Source organism: Methanosphaera sp. (assembly GCF_016282985.1).
Lineage (GTDB): Archaea > Methanobacteriota > Methanobacteria > Methanobacteriales > Methanobacteriaceae > Methanosphaera.
Genome location: NZ_JAEELZ010000135.1, coordinates 1 through 22,772, shown reverse-complemented (window position 1 = coordinate 22,772; position 22,772 = coordinate 1). Strand labels below are relative to the sequence as shown.

General features: G+C 28.2%; 20 protein-coding genes and 1 pseudogene. 13 read left to right on the top strand and 8 right to left on the bottom strand.

Features of this window, described 5'->3' with window-relative positions; translation table 11 throughout:
* The 7 genes from QZZ11_RS08235 to QZZ11_RS08205 form a co-directional block, all read left to right on the top strand.
* A partial coding sequence (locus tag QZZ11_RS08235) for a dihydroxy-acid dehydratase (RefSeq protein ID WP_292475205.1) occupies positions 1-1,066 on the top strand: 1,066 nt, incomplete at its 5' end.
* 90 nt (positions 1,067-1,156) lie between these two features.
* Positions 1,157-1,603, top strand: a complete 447-nt coding sequence (locus QZZ11_RS08230; RefSeq protein WP_292475207.1) for a signal peptidase I — start codon at positions 1,157-1,159, stop codon at positions 1,601-1,603.
* Between the two features lie 11 nt (positions 1,604-1,614).
* Positions 1,615-3,297, top strand: a complete 1,683-nt coding sequence (argS, locus tag QZZ11_RS08225) for an arginine--tRNA ligase (protein ID WP_292475203.1) — start codon at positions 1,615-1,617, stop codon at positions 3,295-3,297.
* 212 nt (positions 3,298-3,509) lie between these two features.
* On the top strand, positions 3,510-5,354 hold the full coding sequence (locus tag QZZ11_RS08220; RefSeq protein ID WP_292475201.1) for a threonine--tRNA ligase: 1,845 nt from the start codon (positions 3,510-3,512) through the stop codon (positions 5,352-5,354).
* A 185-nt stretch (positions 5,355-5,539) separates the two neighbouring features.
* Positions 5,540-6,313 carry a ParA family protein gene (locus QZZ11_RS08215; protein ID WP_292475200.1) on the top strand — a complete coding sequence of 258 codons (774 nt, stop codon included), beginning with the start codon at positions 5,540-5,542 and terminating at the stop codon, positions 6,311-6,313.
* A gap of 1 nt (position 6,314) precedes the next feature.
* Positions 6,315-6,644 carry a hypothetical protein gene (locus tag QZZ11_RS08210; RefSeq protein WP_292475198.1) on the top strand — a complete coding sequence of 110 codons (330 nt, stop codon included), beginning with the start codon at positions 6,315-6,317 and terminating at the stop codon, positions 6,642-6,644.
* Positions 6,645-6,697: 53 nt separating this feature from the next.
* Positions 6,698-8,584, top strand: a complete 1,887-nt coding sequence (locus QZZ11_RS08205) for a hypothetical protein (RefSeq protein ID WP_292475196.1) — start codon at positions 6,698-6,700, stop codon at positions 8,582-8,584.
* Positions 8,585-8,610: 26 nt separating this feature from the next.
* Here QZZ11_RS08205 and QZZ11_RS08200 read toward each other — a convergent pair whose 3' ends face one another.
* Positions 8,611-9,744: a radical SAM protein gene (locus QZZ11_RS08200; RefSeq protein ID WP_292475193.1), complete on the bottom strand. Its 1,134-nt coding sequence runs from the start codon at positions 9,742-9,744 to the stop codon at positions 8,611-8,613.
* A 112-nt stretch (positions 9,745-9,856) separates the two neighbouring features.
* Here QZZ11_RS08200 and QZZ11_RS08195 point away from each other — a divergent pair, with 112 nt between their 5' ends.
* Entirely contained in the window at positions 9,857-10,411 is a 555-nt protein-coding gene (locus QZZ11_RS08195) for a LemA family protein (RefSeq protein ID WP_292475191.1), read from the top strand.
* Between the two features lie 94 nt (positions 10,412-10,505).
* Positions 10,506-12,266: a DUF2207 domain-containing protein gene (locus QZZ11_RS08190; protein WP_292475189.1), complete on the top strand. Its 1,761-nt coding sequence runs from the start codon at positions 10,506-10,508 to the stop codon at positions 12,264-12,266.
* Positions 12,267-12,492: 226 nt separating this feature from the next.
* Here QZZ11_RS08190 and QZZ11_RS08185 read toward each other — a convergent pair.
* Positions 12,493-12,630, bottom strand: a pseudogene (locus tag QZZ11_RS08185) (ATP-binding protein); the annotation flags it as partial.
* Positions 12,631-12,780: 150 nt separating this feature from the next.
* Between QZZ11_RS08185 and QZZ11_RS08180 the strand changes: the two are divergent.
* Positions 12,781-14,580 carry a DUF2207 domain-containing protein gene (locus QZZ11_RS08180; RefSeq protein ID WP_292475187.1) on the top strand — a complete coding sequence of 600 codons (1,800 nt, stop codon included), beginning with the start codon at positions 12,781-12,783 and terminating at the stop codon, positions 14,578-14,580.
* Between the two features lie 245 nt (positions 14,581-14,825).
* Here the strand turns inward: QZZ11_RS08180 and QZZ11_RS08175 are convergent, their stop codons facing one another.
* The 3 genes from QZZ11_RS08175 to QZZ11_RS08165 form a co-directional block, all read right to left on the bottom strand.
* A complete protein-coding gene (locus QZZ11_RS08175) occupies positions 14,826-15,170 on the bottom strand; it encodes a transposase (protein ID WP_292475186.1) in 345 nt (114 codons plus the stop codon).
* Positions 15,127-15,663 (bottom strand): hypothetical protein, encoded by a 537-nt coding sequence (locus QZZ11_RS08170; protein ID WP_292475185.1) that lies wholly within the window; start codon positions 15,661-15,663, stop codon positions 15,127-15,129. Before QZZ11_RS08170 ends, QZZ11_RS08175 begins: the two co-directional genes overlap by 44 nt.
* A gap of 700 nt (positions 15,664-16,363) precedes the next feature.
* The gene (locus QZZ11_RS08165) at positions 16,364-16,966 is read right to left on the bottom strand and encodes a hypothetical protein (protein WP_292475183.1); all 603 of its coding nucleotides are present in this window, start codon (positions 16,964-16,966) and stop codon (positions 16,364-16,366) included.
* Positions 16,967-17,163: 197 nt separating this feature from the next.
* Between QZZ11_RS08165 and QZZ11_RS08160 the strand changes: the two genes are divergently transcribed.
* The 3 genes from QZZ11_RS08160 to QZZ11_RS08150 all read left to right on the top strand — a co-directional run bounded on the left by QZZ11_RS08160 (position 17,164) and on the right by QZZ11_RS08150 (position 19,555).
* Positions 17,164-17,427, top strand: a complete 264-nt coding sequence (locus tag QZZ11_RS08160; RefSeq protein WP_292475182.1) for a hypothetical protein — start codon at positions 17,164-17,166, stop codon at positions 17,425-17,427.
* Positions 17,428-17,519: 92 nt separating this feature from the next.
* Complete coding sequence (locus QZZ11_RS08155; RefSeq protein ID WP_292475180.1) at positions 17,520-18,695, top strand: hypothetical protein; 1,176 nt, start codon at positions 17,520-17,522, stop codon at positions 18,693-18,695.
* Positions 18,692-19,555: a hypothetical protein gene (locus tag QZZ11_RS08150; protein ID WP_292475179.1), complete on the top strand. Its 864-nt coding sequence runs from the start codon at positions 18,692-18,694 to the stop codon at positions 19,553-19,555. The genes QZZ11_RS08155 and QZZ11_RS08150 overlap by 4 nt, the downstream gene beginning before the upstream one ends.
* A 59-nt stretch (positions 19,556-19,614) precedes the next feature.
* On the opposite strand, the gene amrS is transcribed toward QZZ11_RS08150, so the two are convergent.
* The 3 genes from amrS to QZZ11_RS08135 form a co-directional block, all read right to left on the bottom strand.
* Positions 19,615-20,559: an AmmeMemoRadiSam system radical SAM enzyme gene (amrS, locus tag QZZ11_RS08145; RefSeq protein ID WP_292475178.1), complete on the bottom strand. Its 945-nt coding sequence runs from the start codon at positions 20,557-20,559 to the stop codon at positions 19,615-19,617.
* Positions 20,560-21,567, bottom strand: coding sequence for a thiamine-phosphate kinase (gene thiL, locus QZZ11_RS08140; RefSeq protein WP_292475176.1), 1,008 nt, complete (start codon positions 21,565-21,567; stop codon positions 20,560-20,562).
* A gap of 466 nt (positions 21,568-22,033) precedes the next feature.
* Complete coding sequence (locus QZZ11_RS08135) at positions 22,034-22,432, bottom strand: Zn-ribbon domain-containing OB-fold protein (RefSeq protein ID WP_292475174.1); 399 nt, start codon at positions 22,430-22,432, stop codon at positions 22,034-22,036.
* Between the last annotated feature and the right edge of the window lie 340 nt (positions 22,433-22,772).

Sequence of the window (22,772 nt, the reverse complement as noted above, 5' to 3'; positions counted from 1 at the left end):
CACTGCAAACACTATGGCCTGTTTAACAGAAACTCTTGGTATGAGTTTACCTGGATGTGCAACAGCTCATGCTGTAAGTGATAAAAAAGTTGACATAGCAAGAAAATCAGCAAAAGCTATTTTTACACTTATTGAAAAAGATATTAAACCATCAGATGTCATGACTCAAGAGTCATTTGAAAATGCTATTGTAGTTGATTTAGCATTAGGTGGATCTACTAATACAACATTACACATACCAGCTATAGCACATGAAGTTGATGGATTGGATGTAAGTATTGATTTATTTGATAAATTAAGTCATGAAGTTCCATATATCTGCAGTATCAGACCTGGTGGTAACAACAGAATGATTGATGTGGATAATGCTGGCGGAATACCAGCTGTAATGAAAAACTTAGAACCATTATTACACACTGATTGTGTAACATGTACTTCAAAAACAGTTGAAGAAAACTTAACAGAAGTAACTGATATTGATTATGATGTAATTCATACTATTGACAGTCCTGTAAGAACTGAAGGTGGAATAGCAGTATTATATGGTAACATTGCACCAAATGGTTCTGTAATTAAACAAGGAGCTGTTAACGAAGATATGTTAGTTCATTCAGGTCCATGTAAAGTATATAATTCTGAAGAGGAATGTGTAACTGCTATTGAAAATGATGAAATTGTTGATGGGGATGTTGTTGTAATCAGATATGAAGGACCTAAAGGTGGACCTGGAATGCGTGAAATGCTTAACCCTACAGCAGCAATTATGGGAAGAGAATTATTCCATGTAGCACTCATTACTGATGGTAGATTTTCTGGTGGAAGTAGAGGTCCATGTATAGGACATATTTCTCCTGAAGCAGCAGCTGGTGGACCAATTGCAGCTATTGAAAATGGAGATATTGTATCCATTAATGTTAAAGAAAGAAGCATTAAATTAGAATTAACAGATGATGAAATTCAGGAAAGATTATCCAAAGTAAAACCTGTTGAAAGAAATCTTAAAGGATGGTTAAGACAATATCAACAATTAGCTACTTCAGCTGATAAAGGTGGAATATTAAAATAGGTATATTATTTAAATATTAATAATTAAGGGGGTGAATTCTTGTCTAAGAAACGTAAAAATCGAGATAAAAAGAAAAAACAAGAACAACAAGTGAATAAACAAAAATCTAATGTAAACTTATATAAAGAAATACTCAGTTATGCAGTTATATTAATACTTGCAGTTTTATTGTCTGCACATCTTAGTGTTGTAGTATCTGGAAGTATGGAACCGTCATTTTATAGGGGAGATATAGTTGCTACAGAAAATGTTGACACATATGGTATCCAAGAATTTAACCCATACACTGACGTGAATGTTAATGATGTTGTAGTCTATAATGCTAAGTGGTACTCTGAGCCTGTAATTCATAGGGTTATAGATATTCAACAAATTAATGGTTCCAAGTATTATATTATCAAGGGAGATAATAATGAGGTACAAGATCCATATCCTGTCTCACCAGATCAGATTAAGTCTAAGGTTATAAAAATAGGTAATTCGTTACTTATTATTCCTAAGTTGGGTTACATAACTTTATTGTTTAGAGGATTGTAAGGAGGAGAATAATGTATTCAAAATTAAAGAACGAAATTAGAGAATGTATAGATGAAGCTTTGACAAAATTAAGAGTAAAATTAGATGAAGAAATAACACTTGAAGAACCACCAAATCCAGAAATGGGTGATATTTCAAGTAATATTGCTTTTTCTTTAGCAGGTAAATTAAAAAAATCACCTGTTGAAATAGCAGAGGATATAAAAAATAATATTAAATTACCTTTGTATTTTGAAAAAGTAGAAACAAAAGGTCCATATATAAATTTCTTTATAAATTACAAACTATTTTCAACAAAAATGGTTAACTATATTGATAAAAGATATGGTGAACTACCAGAGAAAGAGGAAACAATTTTATTAGAACATACATCTGCAAATCCAAATGGTCCTTTACATGTTGGACATTTAAGAAATGCAATTTTAGGAGATTCCTTAAAAAGAGTTCTTCAACATGCAGGTTATAAAGTTGAATCACAATATTATGTAAATGATATGGGTCGTCAAATTGCAATTATTGTATGGGGTATGAATAAGTATGGATTTGAGTTTGATGAAGATAAAAAAATTGACCATGCTGTTGGAGAAGTTTACTTCCAATGTAATCAAAAATTAGAGAAGAAACCAGAATACAATGAAGAAATTGATGATATTTTACACAGATATGAAGAAGGTAATGATCAAAAATTAATAGATTCCTTTGAATTGGTAGTAGAAAATTGTCTTGATGGTATTAAACAAACATTAAAAGATTTAAACATTAAAATGAACCTATATAAATGGGAAAGTACTTTCTTAAGAAATGGTTCAGTAGATGATGTACTTGAAAAATTACAGCCATTTACAATAAAAAGAGATATATTATACTTGCCTTTGGAAAAATATGATGTAGATAAAGAGTTAGTCCTTAGAAGATCAAATGGAACTAGTTTATATGCTACAAGAGATTTAGCATACCATCAATATAAAACAAAAAATAGTGATATCTCATTAGATATTTTAGGTGCAGATCATAAATTGGCTGCAAAACAATTAAGTTTAGCACTTGAATTATCTGGTAACAGAGCTCCTGAAGTAGTATTCTATGAATTTATAAACTTACCTGAAGGTTCAATGTCCACTAGAAAAGGAGTATTTATATCTGTAGATGAATTCATTGAACAGGCAACTCAGCATGCAAAAGATGAATTAATTAGTCGTGATTTAGACTTATCTCATAAGGAAATGGATGATGTAGCTAGAATAATTGGTGTAGGTTCTGTAAGATTCTTTATTAATCAAATTTCTCCAGAAAAACCAATTACATTTAAATGGGAAGAAGCACTTAACTTTGAAAGAGGTTGTGCATCAATACAATATGCACATGCCAGAGCATGTAAATTATTATCAAAATCAGAATTCGATGAATATGTTGATGTTAAATGTGATTATGAATTAGAAGATGAAGAAAAAATCTTAATTAAAGAATTGTCAAGATTCACAGAAATTATAAGACAATCTGCATCAGAAAGAAGAGTTCATCATTTAACAGAATATACTTCAAGTCTTTCAAAAGCATTTAATAAATTTTATAAATCTCAACAGGTTATTGGTTCTGAACATGAAGAATTTAGATTAAAATTAGTTGATGCTTCAAGAATCACCCTTAAAAACTCATTAAAACTTTTAGGTATCAAAGCACCTGAATTCATGTAATTTCTCTATAATTACATATCCTTCTTTTTTTTATATTATTTTTAAATAAACCATTTGATTAAAATTCTATTTCTTTTTATAATAATTTTAATATAATATGAATAATATAAATATAAATGAATTAAGAGTTATAAAAATCTTTTATTATTTTAATAGATTCATTTTTTATTAATGAGTATTAATAACCATTTTTATTGGAGGAATAATTTAAAATGCGAACGTTAATGATACATTCAGATTATTTACGTTATAAAACCAGAAGTAAAACTAAATTAGCTGAAGATATTGAAGATGAAAAAAGAGCTAGTGGTGTAGATAATGCATTAGTTGCTTTTATTGCAGTTGAAAAAGAAGATGAAGAAAATCCTGAGTTAATTATTAAAAAAGCAGTTAAAGAAATTTTAAGTGTTCAAAATAAGGTTAACGCTGATAATATTGTTGTATATCCATATGCACATTTAAGTTCTTCACTTTCAAATCCTAGTGTTGCTACACAGATATTAAAAGGCATTGAAGTTGAACTGGTAGATAATAATGAAGCAGTTCTAAGAGTACCATTTGGTTGGTATAAATCATTTGAACTATCATGTAAAGGACATCCTTTATCAGAATTATCCAGAACTATAACTACAGAAGCTGATGAAGAAGAAACTGAAGAAGAAGTTGAAGAATCTGAACCATCACAATTCTTTATATTGGAAGAAGACGGGGAAAAATATGATGTTGATGATTACAATTATGAAAATAAAACATTAAAACAATTGGTTAATCATGAACAAGGTGTTTCTCATGAAGATTCAGGTAAACAACCTCCTCATGTAAAATTAATGAAAGAAAAGGAATTAGCAAGTAATGAACCATCAGCAGATGTAGGTCACATCAGATGGTATCCTAAAGGAAAATTAGTTAAAGATTTACTTGGTGATTACGTATATGATCTTGTTACCGAAAGAGGTGCAATGCCTGTAGATACACCAGTTATGTATGATTTAGCTGATCCAGCTATCAGAGAACATGCAGCTAAATTTGGTGAAAGACAATACAGATTAAAAACAAAACACAGAGAATTAATGTTAAGATTCGCTTGTTGTTTCGGTGCATTCAGAATAATGGCTGATTCTTTCTTAACATGGAAAAACATGCCAGTTGGTATTTATGAGTTATCACAATTAAGTTTCAGATTTGAAAGACAAGGGGAAGTTGTAGGACTTAAAAGATTAAGAGCATTCACAATGCCTGATTTCCACAGTGTATGTTTGGATGATGAACACGCTAAAGAAATATTTGCAAGTCAAGTTGACATGTGTGCTCAAACAGAAAGTGACCTTGATGTACATTATGAAGTTGCATTCCGTGTAACAAAAGATTTCCTGGCTGAAAATGAAGACTGGGTAAAAGAAGTTGTAAGAGACCATATTAAAAAGCCAGTATTGCTTGAAGTAATTCCAAAAATGAAACATTACTGGAATGCTAAAGTTGACTTTGCAGCTATAGATGATCTTGGAAGACCAATTGAAAATCCTACAGTACAAATGGATATTCAAAGTGCCAGAAGATTTGGTATTACATACTTAGATGAAAATGAAGAACAACAGTATCCAACAATTTTACACTGTAGTCCAACAGGAAGTTTAGAAAGAGTAATTTGTAGTTTACTTGAAAAAACTTCAACAGACAAAGGTTCTAAACCATCATTACCATTATGGTTATCTCCAACACAAGTAAGAATTATACCTGTAACAGACAATCATTTAGACTATGCTGAAAAAGTATATGAACAAATTAAAGCATTGAATGTAAGGGTAGATATTGATGATACTCCTGAACGTGTAGGTAAAAAAATCAGAAATGCAGGTAAAGAATGGATTCCATACACAATTGTTGTAGGAGACAATGAAGTTGAAAACGATTCTATTACAATTAATAGACGTATGGATGATACTAAAGAAGAAGTTACTGTTGAACAGTTAGCAGATGAAATCCATGAATTATCTAAAGGATTACCATTTAGAAAATTACCTTTACCATACAAAGTATCTAAACGTGTTAAATTTTAATTAATGAATGTTTTCATTAATTATTCCTCTTTTTATTATTTTTTTTTCATTTTAATCAATTTTTATTATAATATTTATTTAATTATAACTTATAACTTATTACTTTTACTATTATAACTTATAAATATTACTTAGTATAAACATTTTATTATAAGATTGATATTTATTAAAATAGGAGTAATTTAATGACAGAAATCATAACAATATTAAACCAGAAGGGTGGATGTGGAAAAACCACCACAGCTGTAAATTTAAGTGCAGCTTTAGCAACTTTGGGAAAAACAGTATTGATAATTGATATGGATCCACAAGGAAATGCAACAACAAGTTTAGGTATTCAAAAGAGTGAAATTGAAAATACCATCTACTCATTACTGACAGGAAAATGTACTTTCCAGGAATCAGTTTTAGAAACAGAAATACCTAATTTATACGCAATTGCAAGTAATATTTCATTGAGTGGAGCAGAAATAGAATTAAGTAAAGAGATAGGTTATCCTTATATTTTAAATGAAAAATTACATGAATATGAATTAGGATTTGATTATATTATTATAGATGCACCACCATCTTTAGGTATTTTAACATTAAATGCATTAGTTTCTACTGATTCAGTAATAATTCCAATTCAATCAGAATTCTATGCTTTGGAAGGTATGATGGATTTATTAGAAACAATTAACTTAGTAGAATCAAGATTAAAAAGTCCTTGTCCTATAAAAGGTATATTAATAACATTATATGATGGAAGAACAAGGTTATCTAAAGATGTATCTAAAAATGTTAAAGAATACTTTAAAGACACAGAATACATATTTAAACAAAAAATACCTAGAAATGTTAAATTAGCAGAAGCTCCAAGCTATGGAAAACCGTGTATAACTTATGATCCTGATTGTTCTGGTACAAAAGCGTATATGAAACTAGCAAAGGAAATAATTAATTTGGAAGGTGAATAATATGGCCGACAATGCATTAGGTAGAGGATTAGATGCATTAATTAAGAAACCATCAAAACCTAAAAAAGCTGAAAAAAAAGAAGTTAAGGATAAAAAACCTAAAATTGAAACAAATACTTCATTTTCATTATCTGATGATAAAATAGAACAGATTAAAGAGGAAGTAGGAAAAAATCCCAGAATCAGTTTATGGTCTGCAAAAAGTGCAGCCTGTTTACGTTATCTTAAAAAAACAACACCAGAATTCAGTATAAGCAATGAAGCATCATTAATCCTGGAAGAAGCAATAAAAGAAAAATATCCTGAAATATGGAAATTATTTGAAGAATAATTATAAGGATTATATCTTTAACTTTTTTTATTCAATTAAAGAAGGTAATGTTATTGAAAAAAATAAACTTTTTTATAATTCTTGTATTTTTTGTACTATTATTTTTAGGAGTAGTATATTCACAAGAAATTAACGAAACGGATGGAGTGAATTATCAAACAATAATTAATGATGAATCACATTCCAACACAGATAATACTATAATAGAAAAAGACAATACAGTTTCAAACAATAAAAAAGAAACTTCCGAATACGAAGAAGAAGATTCCAGGGGTGAAGGATGTTGTACTACAATTATACAGGGATATAATAATGATAGTGCAATTTCTTTCAGAAGAGATGCAACAAATGTTCTTACATTGAATGTAAAACATAATTCAACATTTATAAAACAATACAAAGAAAGCGGTTCTTACTTCTTTCACGTTTTAATAAGTAAGGATGGTTGGTTGGTTGGAAATGGTGGTGCAGATAATGCAAATGTCAACAAAGCTTTGGAAACTAATGCACTTAGAATGATTAATAATAATTACATATCAAAAACTACAATGAATAATGTGTATAATTTAGAATCAAAGTTATCTGTAGGACATTTTGTTATAAAATCACCAAACGGCACATATAGTTTAATAGTGAAAAATCAAAATAGAATCTATAAAGATTCAGGAATATTAAAAGAAGGACAATATTTGGTTGTTCCAAACAGTCCCAAATATTTTTCCAAAGGATCATTTAATAAAGCATTGGATAAAAATTCCATGATTTTATCTTCCAGAATGTTAGCAGCTCGTGATAGATATGGAATTAACAGACGAGAAATTATAACTTATTATTATAAAAACAATGTTATAAACTCAACAATAAGCATCAGTGCAACTAATGATAACGGAAAATATGTAAATAGCAGAACTGCTAATTTAATTGACAGTATTCAAACAAATACCAAGTATTTTTCATCAAAAATAATTCCAATCATTGATAAATCAATTGACATAGATTTTGTGAATTTCTTTATCAGAAAAGCAAAAACAGTAGTAAAATCTGAAAATGTTACTATAAATAAGGATAAGGTTGAATTAAAAGCATTTATTAATGATGAATTTGGTCAAAAGGTTAATAAAGGATTTGTTTCATTTATTTTCAATGACAGAACAATTAAAAATGCCAACAATACAGTTTATGTTAATGTTACAAATGGTATAGCATCATACAAATACACAATACCTGATATTTGGAAAAGATTAAATTACTCATATTATGTTAGATATTATCAAAATTCAGTTTATGAAGAAAGTTTGGGAAATAAGGCTGTTATCTTAGTGGATAATTTGGTAAATTTAAATACAGATCATGCGAATGATACATTTTACAATGGAAATCTAAGTATTACTACCAGAATTAAGGATATTGAAAACAAATCAATAAATGGTGGTAAAGTTTTCTATAAAATTAATGGAAAAGCCGTTAAAAATTCACTCAACAATACAATTATAATCAATGTAAATAAAGGATTAGTGAATTTTAATTGTTATTTTGATACAAAATACAGTGCAAAAACATTTAAATTAACAACAATCTATGTTAATGGAGTTTATAGGAAGGAAATAGATACCTATTTCACTATTAAAAAAATTCCTACAAAAATAGTGTTGCCTAAAGTAAGTGTTAATAATAACAGAGTTACATTTACTGGTAAGTTTGTTGATTATAATGATAAAAATATCAGGTATAACTCATATGCATGTATAAAAATTAATGGAAAAACATTAAAAGATACAAATAATAACACAAGACTGTTTAACATATCTAATGGTATAATTAACTTTAATTTTAATCTGCCAGGAAAATTAAAATCTGGAAATCATATTCTCAGTATAGTTATACCAGAACTTCGTGAAACATTAAGTTTAAGAATGAATTATACGATGACTATAATTTAACATTCCTTATTTTTTTTTATAAAATTTTAGAAACTTTCCAAAGTACTTTGATATGACCCACCAACTTTAACAAAGATTTTACACTTTTTAATATTGGCACCTAATTCCTGCAGTTGTTTTAGGCTTGTTATTTTTTTTCCTTGACTTTGCATATGTCTTATTCTTCTGGCAGATTTTAATCCAATACCTGGAACTCGTATTAATTCTTTATATTTGGCAGTGTTGACATCAATAGGATATTCATCCATATTTTCCAATGCAATAGTATATTTTGGATCATTATTGGTATCTAAAAATCCATTATCATCCAGTACAATATCATCCAATGTGTAGTTATACTGATTAAATAAGTATTCTGTCTGGTATAATCTGCCAGTTCTTTTCGGATTGTTTGCTTCATGTGTTTCTAATGGAGTTCCCTTAACCGGTGTGAAACTACTGAAGTAATTATATAGCACATCATATTTCTTGGTTAAGTTATAAACCTGTTTTAGAATATCTTCATCACTTTCATCATTAGCACCAACAATTATTTGGGTGGTATGTCCGCTACTTGCAAGACTATGGTCTCTTCTATGTAAATTATCTATCCAGTCCAATCGTTTAAGAATATCCTTGTCATAATTTTTCGTACTTGATAAATCACTAAGTCCATCCTTAGTAGCAGCTTCAATGTTAATGCTTACCCTGTCTGCCAGTTGCATTGCATGTTTAATATGATCTTTACTGCTTCCAGGAATAATTTTAAGATGAATATAACCCTTATAAGAATATTTATTTCTTAAAATATGTGCTGCTTCAATCATTTCTTCCATTGTCGTATCAGCATCTTTTATAATACCTGAACTTAAAAATAATCCCTCAACCATATTACTTTCATAATATTTCATGTATATTCTTGCAAGTGCTTCAGGGCTTAGTCTGGCTCTCTGGTATTTGTGTTCTATACAGTTTGTACAATATGCACAGTCGTTGTTACATTGGTTGGTCATTAAAATTTTAAACAATGGTACATCCCGACTTCCAGCTTTTGCATGATAGATTCCATCTTTTATTTTATCAGTTTCCTCTAAAACATTATCAACATTGTAATTAACATAATTACATCTGTCATAATAAGCAGCATCTGACAATAACTGTAAATCTTTAAATGTACTCATTGATTTAACCCCGATTATTCAATAACTAATTATAATCTAAATAAGTATATATATTTTTTAATTTAATAATATAAATTAATTGGTAAAAATTGAAATAACAGGAGGTAAACTTATGAATATGCTGTTAATTATAATACTTGTAATAATCATTGTAATAGCATTTTTATTGGTCAAATATTATAATGATTTAGTAAATGGTAGAAATCATGTGGAAAATGCTTGGAGTCAAATTGATGTACAATTACAAAGACGTAACGATTTAATTCCAAATATAGTGGAAACAGTTAAAGGTTATGCAGGTCATGAAAAAGATACATTTAATCAAGTAACACAGGCAAGAGCTAATATGGCAAATGCAACTACTGTACAGGAAGTAGCAGAAGCTGATACCATGCTTACAAGCGCATTAAAATCATTGTTTGCTGTCAGTGAAGCATACCCTGAGTTAAAAGCTAATCAAAACTTCATTGAATTACAACAAGAATTATCAGAAACAGAAGATAAAATATCTTATGCAAGACAATTCTACAACGATTCAGTTCTTAAATATAATAATTTATGCCAACAATTCCCTAGCAGTATTGTAGCAAGCTTATTCCACTTTGACAAAGCAGAATTCTTCGAAGCACAAGAAGGAACAAGAGCAGCACCTAAAGTACAATTTTAATTATTTTTATTTTTTATTTTTTTTTAAATTAATCATTAAATACTCTAATTCTAAAATATTTTTATATTTTATTTTAGAATGAGGAGGTATAATTATGAACATAAAGAAGATAATTATTCTCTCTTTGTTATTGACATTATTCTTAGCACCTATTTCATTAGCAGATGATGGAGATTATTATATTCCAACTGCAAATAAAGATATTTTAGTAAATGATGACGGGTCTACACAAATAACGGAAATAATAGATTATGAAATAGAAGGGAGTGTAAACGGTGTTTATAGGGACATACCACATGCTAGTGACCAGTCAATAACTAACGTTTCGGTTGAAACACCAGGTTATTATAATACATTGGAAGTTATTGAAGAAAAGGGGAGAACCAGATTAAAAGTATGGCTCTATACAGATAAAAATAAGCAACATAAAACATATGATGCAAACGTTAAAGTTATTTATAAATACACTTTCAATAAAGGAGTGAAAATTTATAATGACATTGCCGAACTTCAGTATATGTCCTGGGGTAACGAATGGGACAGTGGAGTAGGTAACTTGGTTACAACCATTCACATACCTGGAAGTCATGAAGGAACAGAATATTGGAACAATCCTGATGATTATGTAGTTTCAAGTAGCTGGACAGATGACAATACACTTTCTACACAGGTAGAAGGTATTGGTTCACGTACAACATTTGAACAGCGTATACTAATGCCTAAATCATATTTCAAAAGTTATGAAAATGCAAAAGTAATTAATATGGATGCAAAGGCAAAGATAGAAGCTGATCAACAGAAATATAAGGAAGACAGGGAATTCAAAAATACACTATTGGGAATTGTTTCCGGATTATTGGGAATTCTGATGATTATTCCGGCAGGAATTTATGGATTGTTTGGAAGAGAACCGAAAATTGATTATCAAGCAGATTATGAATACGATTTACCGACTGATTCATCACCCGTTGAAGTAAATTCCATAGTTAACGGTGATGTAGGTAGTATAACTGATGATGCCATGTATGCCACACTCCTTGATTTAATTGATAGAAAATTCTTCAAGGTAATTTCAAGCAGTGATGACGATACAGTACTTCGATTAGTTAATTCAGATACAAGCAACCTTAAAACATTTGAGAGATTATTAATAAATTTCATATCCAAATTTGAAATAAATGGTGACATCTCCTTAAAGTCAATAGCAGATAATGGAGATCCATATGAGTTCAAGGATTTTAAAAGTTCATGGATTGATGAAACTTCAAAAGAAGTACCGGACTCATTAATTAACAGATACTTTATAGACAAAGGATCAACTTTATTTAGTATATTTGCTTTTGTATTATTGTTTTTAAGTATACTTGTATTCTTTGGAATTATATTCATTGAATTTGGTAATTATTACTGGATATTGCTTATATTATCATTAGCAATGTTTGCAGAATCAATGATTATGCTTTTTATACCAAATTATGTTCCTGGTAGATGGACACCTGAAGGTAAAGAATATCATGATAAATGGGAAAATTTCCAAAACTATATAACCGATTTCAGTTTAATTAAGGAAAGACCTCCTGCTTCAATTCAGGTCTGGGGAAAATATTTGGTTTATGCTGCAGCATTGGGTTGTGCAGACGAAGTATCAGAAAACATGAAAAAATACTTTGATATCGCAGGCGTACCTGAAGAATATTTCAACAGTTCTGATGCGGTAATGTTTGGATATTACGGTGGATTTACTCATCTAAACACTACATTCACAGCATTAACACCATCATCCGATTCCAGTTCAAGTGGAATAGGTAGTGTTGGTGGTGGAGGATTTGGTGGAGGTGGAGGTGGAACCTTCTAAAACTTTCACCATCCTTACTTTTTTTTAGAAAAAAGATTAGAAATAAGAAGTAGTTGATAATATTTATTATTTTAAGCATCCTATTGGAATAACTTTAACTCCATCTGATCTAGTATATGCTATTTCACCGCCGGTAATAACTGCTAAAAAACTAGGTTCTTCCAAGTCATTTTTTTGTTTTTTATAATAGTTTTAAGTAAGACTTTCCGTTAATTGGATGTTGTTATTCTATTAAACTTTTACAATGTTGTTTGGATGTTGTTGTTTTACCACACCATTTTGGACCAGTTATTAGTACAGCACCTATATATTCTAATGATTCTTCTAGTTCTTTGTCCATATATCGTGGTAAATATTTTTTCATTATCATCATTTTATGTTTTTCATTATTTTTATTTTATGTTTTTCATAAGAGATTTTTTATATTAAAAAAGTATATTATAAGAAAAATTTATTATTCACTATTTTTAAATATTTTAATCAATTATAAACTCTTTATTGGAGTGATTAAAACATGAATTTTAATAACAGTAGAATGAAATTATTTATTTCAATAATTTTATTGTTAATGTTTTTGATAACATCCTTGTCATTTGCAGCTACTGGAAGTTATTCTTTGCCTGATGCAAAAGAAAGTATAGTTGTTCTTGATGATGCAACAACAGTAGTTACTGATGAAATAACGTATTCTATTAGTGGAACAGTAAATGGTGTAACAAAGATAATTCCTTTGAGTGGTCAGCAATCAATAACAAATATTTCAGTGGAAACACCAGGATATTATAATACACTGGAAGTTGAAAATTCAAGCAATCAGATTACTTTTAAGGTTTGGCTTTATAAAGATGAACAGAAAACTCAGAAAGTGTCAGATGAAGATGTAAAGGTTATTTATCATTATAATTTCATAAAAGGAGTGAAAATTTATAATGACATTGCTGAACTGCAGTATATGTCCTGGGGAAATGGATGGAATCAACCAATTAATTCTTTAACAACAGATATACAGATTCCAGGTACAAATAAGGAAACAGAGTATTGGAACAATCCGGACACCTATGTTGAAAGCAGTTCCTGGGCTAATGATAACACATTAACTACTACATATAAGAATATTCCGGCTGGAACTACAGCAGAACAAAGAATATTAATGCCTAAATCATACTTTAAAAGTACTGAAAATGCGGATGTAATTAATAAGGATGCAAAGGCTCAAATAGAACAGGATCAATTGAAATATCAGAGTGAAGTAGCATTTAATAATAACATACCTTTAATTCCGGCTATACTGTCTGTATTATTGATGATACTGCCTGTGGGAATGTTCTTGAAATGGGGAAGAAATCCTAAAATATCATACAATGCAGATTATGAAAGTCAAATTCCTACAGATGATTCACCAGTATTTATCAATGCAATGATACCAGGAATCATTGAAGAATTAAATGAAAATGCATTCACAGCTACACTTCTTGATTTAATAGATAGAAAATATTATAAGATGGTCATAAGCAATGAAGAAGATACAATAATAAGACGTTTGAACAAGGAAACATCTAATTTAAAACTTCATGAAAGTGATATTATTGAATTCTTGAAACGTTTTGAAAATGAAAAGCAACAAATTTCATTAAAATCTATTGGTGAAGATTCATATACCGTTCAGAAATTTGTTCACGCATGGAAAATAGATGCCATGAGAGATGTTCCGGTAACAAAAGTAAGTCAATACTATAATAAAAGCAGGGAAAACCTGATGAGCGGATACAATATTCTGGCAATATTTTTAGCAGTAGTATTCATATTTGGATTATTAATGTTTGCTAAAGGACCACTGGTATTTGTTGGAATTATATTATCAATATTGGTTATCATTGAACAAATAGTGATATTCTTGTTTATTGACACACCATTAGGTACTTGGACACCTGAAGGAAAGGAATTTCATGACAGATGGAAAAACTTTGAAAAATATATCAAAGACTTTAGTTTAATCAAGGAACATCCGCCTGCCTCAATACAGGTATGGGGAAAATTTCTGGTATATGCTACAGCACTTGGTTGTGCAGATGAAGTATCTAAAAACATGAAAAAGTATATTGAATTTAAAAACTTACCAGAAAACATAATATATGACTCAGATATAGTATATCTAGGTTACTTCTGGGGATTCCATCACATCAGAACTACATTTATTCCAATGGGAATTAACAATACAGACTTCGGAAATTCAGGATTTGATACCGGATCCTTTGGAGACATTGGTGGACCAGGTTCCGGAGGATTTGGTGGAGGAGGAGGTGGAGTATTCTGAGGAATACTTTCATCTTTATTATTTTAATTGATTTTCATACATTAAATAGTTCAAAATACACTATTTTTATAATAAAATACTAGAATATTAGGCTCTGTAGAAATCCCTATTTTTGTACACTGAATTGATATATAAATATTATAACATATGTTTTTGAGTTTTGTTTCTTTTATTTATAGATTTGTGCTTCTACTGTTGTTTATTCCACTGAATTTTCTTTTTTCTACACTATTTACTCCTTCTACCTAGTTTCTGAATCGATATACTTGCTGTCTAAATATTGTTCTACATTTTGACCTGTATACTCCACTTTTTTGTCTTGTTTTTACAGGTATCTGAGGTAGAGCAGTAGTTTCTTCAACAATTGTTTGTTTTATTAGTTCAGTATCATATGCTTTATCTGCTAATATGTATATTGGTTTATATGATTGAATAGCTCTTGTCGCACTTATTGCAAATTTTGTATCATATTTTGGACCCTTTGTAGCATTGTAGTGTCTTATTAACATATATTCCGAGTCTACTGTTATGTGATTTTTAATGTAGCTATGTCGTGTTTTTTTTAGTTCTGTTGTTGTAATAGATGTCATAATAAGAATTAGTGAATCCTGTTCCGTCTAAACTAAAATAACATTCAGAAACTGGGAAATGTTGTAATAATAATGTGTTAATTTCTTTTAATTTTTCAACAGATAACTTTTTAAAGAATTTTTGAATAGTAGTGTAATGTGGAATTGTTTTAAGCTTTAAAGTTTTCTGTAATTTGTTAGATACTGATAAATTATTTATTGTGTTCCTATAATCATATTTATTATATATTTTATATGCTAAAATTACAAATAACTGAGGTATAGTATATTTTTGTTTAGAATAAATTGATGAATACTTATTAAATTTTAGTTTTGCATAGTTATATGCTGTTAAAACAAAATCTAACATCATATTACTGGTTAAATCTAATTTTTCAATTTTAGATAATTGAAGTAAAGAAGGAGTTCTATCTTTTGATACTCCAAAATCGAAAAGTTTAAGTTGTCTAGAATTCAAATAGTTATTTATAGAATAGATATTTCTGGTTTGCATAATAATATCTATTCTATTTCTATTATAAATACTTATCCTTGCTTGTATTACTTTTTTATAAATTATTATTTTGTAAATTTAAATTGTATGTTTTAAATCGCTTTTATATTACTCTATTTCTCTAACAAATTAAATTTTTATAAAAATAAGAATTTTGGTCTAGATTTTTTTTGTGCGAAATGAAAAAAATTATAGGTTTTCTACAGAGCCATTATTTTTATTTTCCACTGAAAAAACTATAGATCTTTATAATAATAAATAAGATGATTATATAGATTATATGATTTAAAAAGGTTTTAATGAATTATCATTAAAAAAAATGAGATGCAAATGTAGTGTGTTCCAGTTTTTCACTTACTTGTTTTAATGTATTATCATTAAAAAAAATCAATAATACAATTTTTTTTAATCATCAAATAGTTCTTCCTTAAAAATATAATAATAACATGTTTCAACTATTGATCCAATTACTATTATATATATTCCAATAATAATAGAAGATATGAGAAGGTAACCTACAAATATATAATGAACTAAACCAGTTACTGTTTGCCCCGTTACTCCAAAACCACTTACAAACTCTAATAATCTTGATTTTAAAAAAATATAATAAAAGATTATATTAAAAAAAGTGATAAAATAGAACAATTTTCTTATAAATTTTTTTTTATTCATATTATTACTCTTCTTTTATATTATTTTACTCTACCACTGATATACTATTTACAATATTATTGATTTCAGTTGTGTATAAATCAGTTTTTGGATTATCAGTTATTATTGTTAATCCATAAATTACTGAACTGTTTCCCTGCCTATAGAATACTCTCCTATAATGATCGGATTTAATATTTTCACCATTATCATATGTTAAGTTAACAGGTGCATATTCCTTCAAACCATGAGAAGTATTATATGTTAAAACTTCTACTTTATCAGTAATTACTGCAAATTGGTAAACTTTAAACTCATTTATGTTATCTACAGATACATTGGTATACCCTGAATTATTACTTGATTGGACAGCTTTATAATAATCTCCAAATGATGGAAGAGAATTTAACATTCCGGAAAATCTTATTTCTACATCCCCATCAGTTGCTATACCCTTTTTTTCATCCACTTCATAAGTACTTGGAAGTGTTATTTCCATGTTATCATTTTTAATAGTCAAATTATTATTGTCTTGTATTGAATTATTTCCTGTATGTTCTAATATGAATAATAAACCAAATGCATTGATTGAAACTATTATTAATACAAAAATTAATATTATGGAAATAGCAATTACTTTTTTTATCATAATACAATTTATATGATTTATTTAATTTATATTTAATTTTTTTAAAATATATAATCTTATGAAATTAATTTTAAAATAATCATATAAAATATGAATGTTTTAAATATAAAAAAACTATTTAACTTTTGTTATAAAAATAATATATTAATATAAAGTTTTTTAATTAATTTTAGATATTATATGTTAGGATGAATAGTATGAAATTAAAAATTTTATTTATAATATTTATTTTTTTAATATCTTCATCTTGTTGTTTTGCATCAGAAGATGTTAATGAAATAGTTGAACAGAATCTGGGTATAAATTCACTTTCAAGTTCTTCAAATAATGATAACTTAATTGATACACAACAAGAATATTTGGATACACATTTAGAAAGAAATGTAGTAGATTATTTTAATTCTAATATAACTGAAAAAAAATTCTGTGAAGTTAATGAAGAAGGATTTCAAGCATATTAAATGTAACTTGGGAACGAAATAATTTTACAATTATTTTATCAGGTGAATCAAATAACACAGTATATATACATACTGTGAACTCAACTATGGGTATGGATATTCAAGGAGAAACAGATAATAAGTTATTATTCAGATTTTTAACAACATACTTATTATCTTTTTGGGAAGAAAAATCAATTACAAGATATGTTAGTGCTGAATGTGCATTAACAAAGATTATGAATGCATTAGAAGATAATTCTTATAGAATATTTGAAGAAAATAATACAATTATCTTTGTTGTTAATGATGATACAAATACTACTATTGTTATTGATGGAGAAACAGGTATTGTAAGTGATTTTTTACAATATGATGGAAATGTTTACCATGGAACCGTATCAGATGATCAACATAATCTTGTAGGATTTGAAGTTGATTCACCAGAAGCAGAGTTAGAAAGGCTAGTTGGTTCAACAATCATGGCTTCAAGTGGATATTTATTAGCAGTTCCATTTATTGGATCAGAATTAGCATTAGCTGTTGGTTTTTGTGGAGCAGTTATATGTGCTGATGGATGTGGTTTAACTAATTTTAGTCAATGGGGTAATAACAGTCGTTGGGCTAATTTTGGTTGGGATGTTGCAACATCAATTCCTTATTGTCATGTTTTAGGAGCTATGAATAAAATTCAGAAGTTGAGTGGTGTTGTAAGTAAACTGGAAGATATTGATAGAACATTGGTTAATATAGAAAGAAGTATTAAAAATTCAGATAGTATCTTAATTCAGAAAATATATGAACAATCTCTTTATATTAAAGAGATTATTTGTGATGAACTTTTTGCTGATGGTATAAATGTTCTTACGCAAGATATAATTATGAAATATTATGAATTTTTACATTTAAATATCCCAACAAAAAAATTTACTGAATATTTTAATTTTTTATTTGAAATGGATAAGGATCTTTTGTTTGAGGGTTCTCATTTAAGTCAAGCTAATATTGAGATTTTTTGTAAAAGAATTAATCAGTTACCTAGTGGTGTGACAAAAGTTTTGTATATGGGGTATGGATTTAGTAAGACAATAGCAGAGAAATCTACACAGTTTATTATTATAAAGATTTCTGGTCGAAATGAGATAGTAGATGAAATGTTTTCTAGTATTGATTCTGTTAAATATTCTAATATTAATACTAAGCGTTTGAAATATTTTGAAACTAAAAACAAAGAGTATTTTTATGTTGAGGAAAGCTCATATGATAGGATTTTGGGGTGTAAGTTATGAAGTATTGTAAAAATTGTGGTTATGAGAATTTGGATGAACAGTTTGAATGTAGGCATTGTGGTTGTGAGTTTGAGGCTTTTGATTGGGATAGTGTTGAACGTGAAAATGTAACTAGAGACGCTGATTATTTAATTACTCGTGAATATGAATATAATTTTATAATGAAAAAACTTAATGGTTCTGTTGTGAAAGATTGGATTTTTTTATTAATAAGTTCCTTTATTTGTATTGAGATAATATATTATGGTTTTTATCATTCATGGTTTTGGTATTGGTTGTTTGTTATTATTTATGGATGTATACTTGCTTATGAGATTCCTTTGTTTTTAAAGTTATTTAAGGTTAAGTTGACAGTTAATGTACATGGTAAGGATTTTTTTAATTATAAATATCCTGGATTACGGTATATTCTTTCAGGTTTAACAGTTCTTGCATTGTTTTATCCTTTTACTTTATATAATAAATTTATTGGAGTGGTTTATATGGGCATGCCTTGGATGATTGTTCCATTATCTTGTGGTATATGTTATTTTTTAAGACCTAATACTTTTAATGAATATACAGACTATTCTTTATTGAATGGTCCTATATTACTCTGGGTTGTGATAGAAAATATGATCTTTGGTTTATTTTTCTTAGGTAATATTCAAAATTTTCCAATTGAAATAAATATAATTTTTGGAGTACTTTATTTAATAATTTTATTCACGCAGTTGTTTCCAGATGTGGTGAATAAGTATAATAAATATGATATTAGGGGGCCTAATTCTTTATATATCTTAGTTATCTTATTTGGTGTGTTAATATTATTCATCCTGGAATATATTCTTGCTTATTTCTTTGGTCTCCTCTTTTCATGAAAAAATAAGCTACAAAATAATAAAATACAATGTGTAAGTATAGTGAGAATATTTAGAGTTTAAGAAGTAAAATCCTGTTTATGTCCACATTTTGGACATTTATTGTCTGAAGTAATGTTATTTATTACTTTATAATATTCTCTTTTTACAAGGATTTCATTACAGTTATTGCAGTATGTGTTATCTTTAAGTGAGGGATAAGTATTTCCAGGATAAACATATTTTAATCCATTATTTTTGGCAATATCACATGCATTTATCACTGTTTCATCAGGTGTTGGTGGGATGTGCATTAATTTAAATTGTGGATAAAATGCTGAAAAATGAAGAACTATCTTTTTAGATATACCTTTAATAATGTCTACAACATTATTGATGGAAGATAAATCATCATTATAACCTGGAATAAGCAGTGTTGTTACCTCTGTGTGAATCTGATTTTCACAATTACTTCTAATACTGTTTAACACAGGTTCTATTTTTCCACTACAAACTTCTCTATAAAATGTATCATCACTACTTTTTAAATCTATATTGACAGCATCAACATAATTGATTAAATCATCTAAAGTTTTCTGGGAAGTATAACCATTACTTACCAATATGGTTTTAATATTATAATCCTGGGCTATTTTTGCAGTATTAATAATCCATTCCGGATAAATTGTAGGTTCATTGTATGTCCATGAAATACTTTCTAAATTATTTTCAACAGCAACGTTAACTATTGATTCTGGAGTTACTTTTTTGGTAGGAACCGATAAGGGATTTGTAGGTTGGGCTATACTGTGATTTTGACAGTTTAGGCATTTCAAATTACATCCTAGGGTACCTATTGACAATGTTTTACTGCCTGGTAAGAAATGATATAATGGTTTTTTTTCTATAGGATCTACTGCAATTGCCGTAGTTTCAACAACATTTTCATTAATATCCGGTTTTCTTCCACATATTGTATTTCGTTCTAATATACAATTGTTTGGGCATATCTGACATCTGTTCATCTAATCATCTTTTAAGTGTTCATAACCTTTAACTGGTATTATTTCTTTTAAACCATCTTTAATCAACGTAATTTTACCTGAAGAGTTTGTTCTACCAATAATATGTATGTTGTTAAGTTTATCTTGGTGTTTATAATATTCATTCTCATTTAAAGTAACTAATAGTTCAAATTCCTCACCAAAATGTAATAAGTAATCTTTTAAATCTTTATTATTTATTTTTGCTACTTTTTCAATATTTTTATTATAAGGAATTTTATCAAAGAATATTTCAAAACCTATGTCTTTATTTTTGTCATTTAAATGTCCTAATTCAATGGCTAATCCATCAGTTATATCTGTAATACTGGAAGTTAATGAAGGATATTGTTTTAGCTTCTGTGATTCTTCCATAGGTAATGTTGGCTCATATAATGTATTCAATATATCATTTTTATCTTTTTCAGGAATATCATTATTTCCATATATTAAGTCCAGTGCTGCTGCCGGACCGCCTAATTCACCAGTCACAGCAATTAAATCATCTGGTTTAATATCAGTTTGGAGTTTAAATTCATCATTTACTTTTCCAATACTTGTTCCACAAAGTATGATTTCAGTATTTTGATTTATGTCTCCCCCAATCAAAGTTATGTCATATTCTTCACATTTATCCAGAATTCCATCTGTTAATTCTTCATATTCGTTCACGGTCAATTCAGGGGGAAGTCCCATTGAAATTAGAATAGAATCAGGAATAGCGTTCATAGCTAGGATATCACTTACATTAACTGTTACAACTTTTTCTCCCATTTGATAGTAAGTCATGTTTTTTGGAAAATGGGAATGTTGAATTAACAAATCCGTTGATATAACAGTATATTTTGAAGAATTGTTTATTAAAGCGGCATCATCATGATAACTTTCTTTAATTATTTTATCAGTACTCTTAAGTTTATAATCTCGTTTATCTAAGAGTAATTTGATTAATTTTTTTTCTCCAAGTTCTGATATTATTTTTTTATTCATGGTATCATATTTATTAAAAAAAGTATATTAAAAAAAAGGTTTTGGGAGGTTAACAAATAATTGTTTATAAATATAGATTAACTCTATCAGCTGTGATTTTTAGTATAGTGTCATCAGCACAGATAGGTTCTGTATATATTGTTTCACCATCAAATTCGACTTTTTCTTCTTCATCATGGTGGTGGTGTATGTTCGCCTATATACTTTTCTACATCAGGTGAAGGTTCTAACCCAAGAATGGTAGGAATTCACGTTTTTTATGTAATCAATGCTAAATACAGAAGTTACAATAATTCTTTTTACACCGGCAGCTGCTAATTTATTAAAAGCTGTTGGTATGTTAGGTTCTGTCTATTCCATAGAACCTACTTCAATATCGTAATCCTGATTTGTTCTGAATATTTATCTGTACAACTTCTTTATTTTAATGTAATTTACTTCCGTGACCTATGATAGTATTCAAGTATCATTCCTTGAGTTTGAATTTGAATCCGTAGGAGATTACTCCTTCTTTTCCTTCTTCACGTATTTTTCTAAATACTACTTCTACTTCGTCTCCTATGTTTAATTCATCTAAATCACAGTCAACGATTTGTGCAGTTACTTTTGCACCTTCGTCTAATTCAATTATTCCAACAGCATATGGTGAGTTGTTTTTGAATTCATCTGTTGCTGCATGAATAATAGAGTAAGTGTAAATTTTTCCAGTTCCTTTAAATTGGAGGTCTTCTATATCACCATGGCTTCTACAATTTGGGCAAACTACTTTTTTTGGGAAAAATGTTTCGTTACAGTTGTTACATTTTGTTCCTATTAAATTATATCTTTGGTCGTTATGACGCCATCCTTTGATAATGTCGCTCATATAATTTCCTCCGTAATAATAAATATTAATTATAAAATTATTCTTAATTAATATATTTATTTAACCTCTATTTATTATTAATCATTTGAAACTTTGAATTCAATGATATGTTTATAAATTATTAAAATTATTTAATACTTTTTTATTAATAAATTAATATACTGGTATTCTTCAGTATTATGAATAATAAAGAATAACTGGCTCTGTAGAAAACCTTGCTTTGAGGGAAATATGAGTAATAACCCAAATATAGTTTTTTTACAGAGGGAAATATTTTATTTCAATATTTTTCCTTTCTTCATCATAATACAATTCTCACTCATATTGAGTAATTGTATTT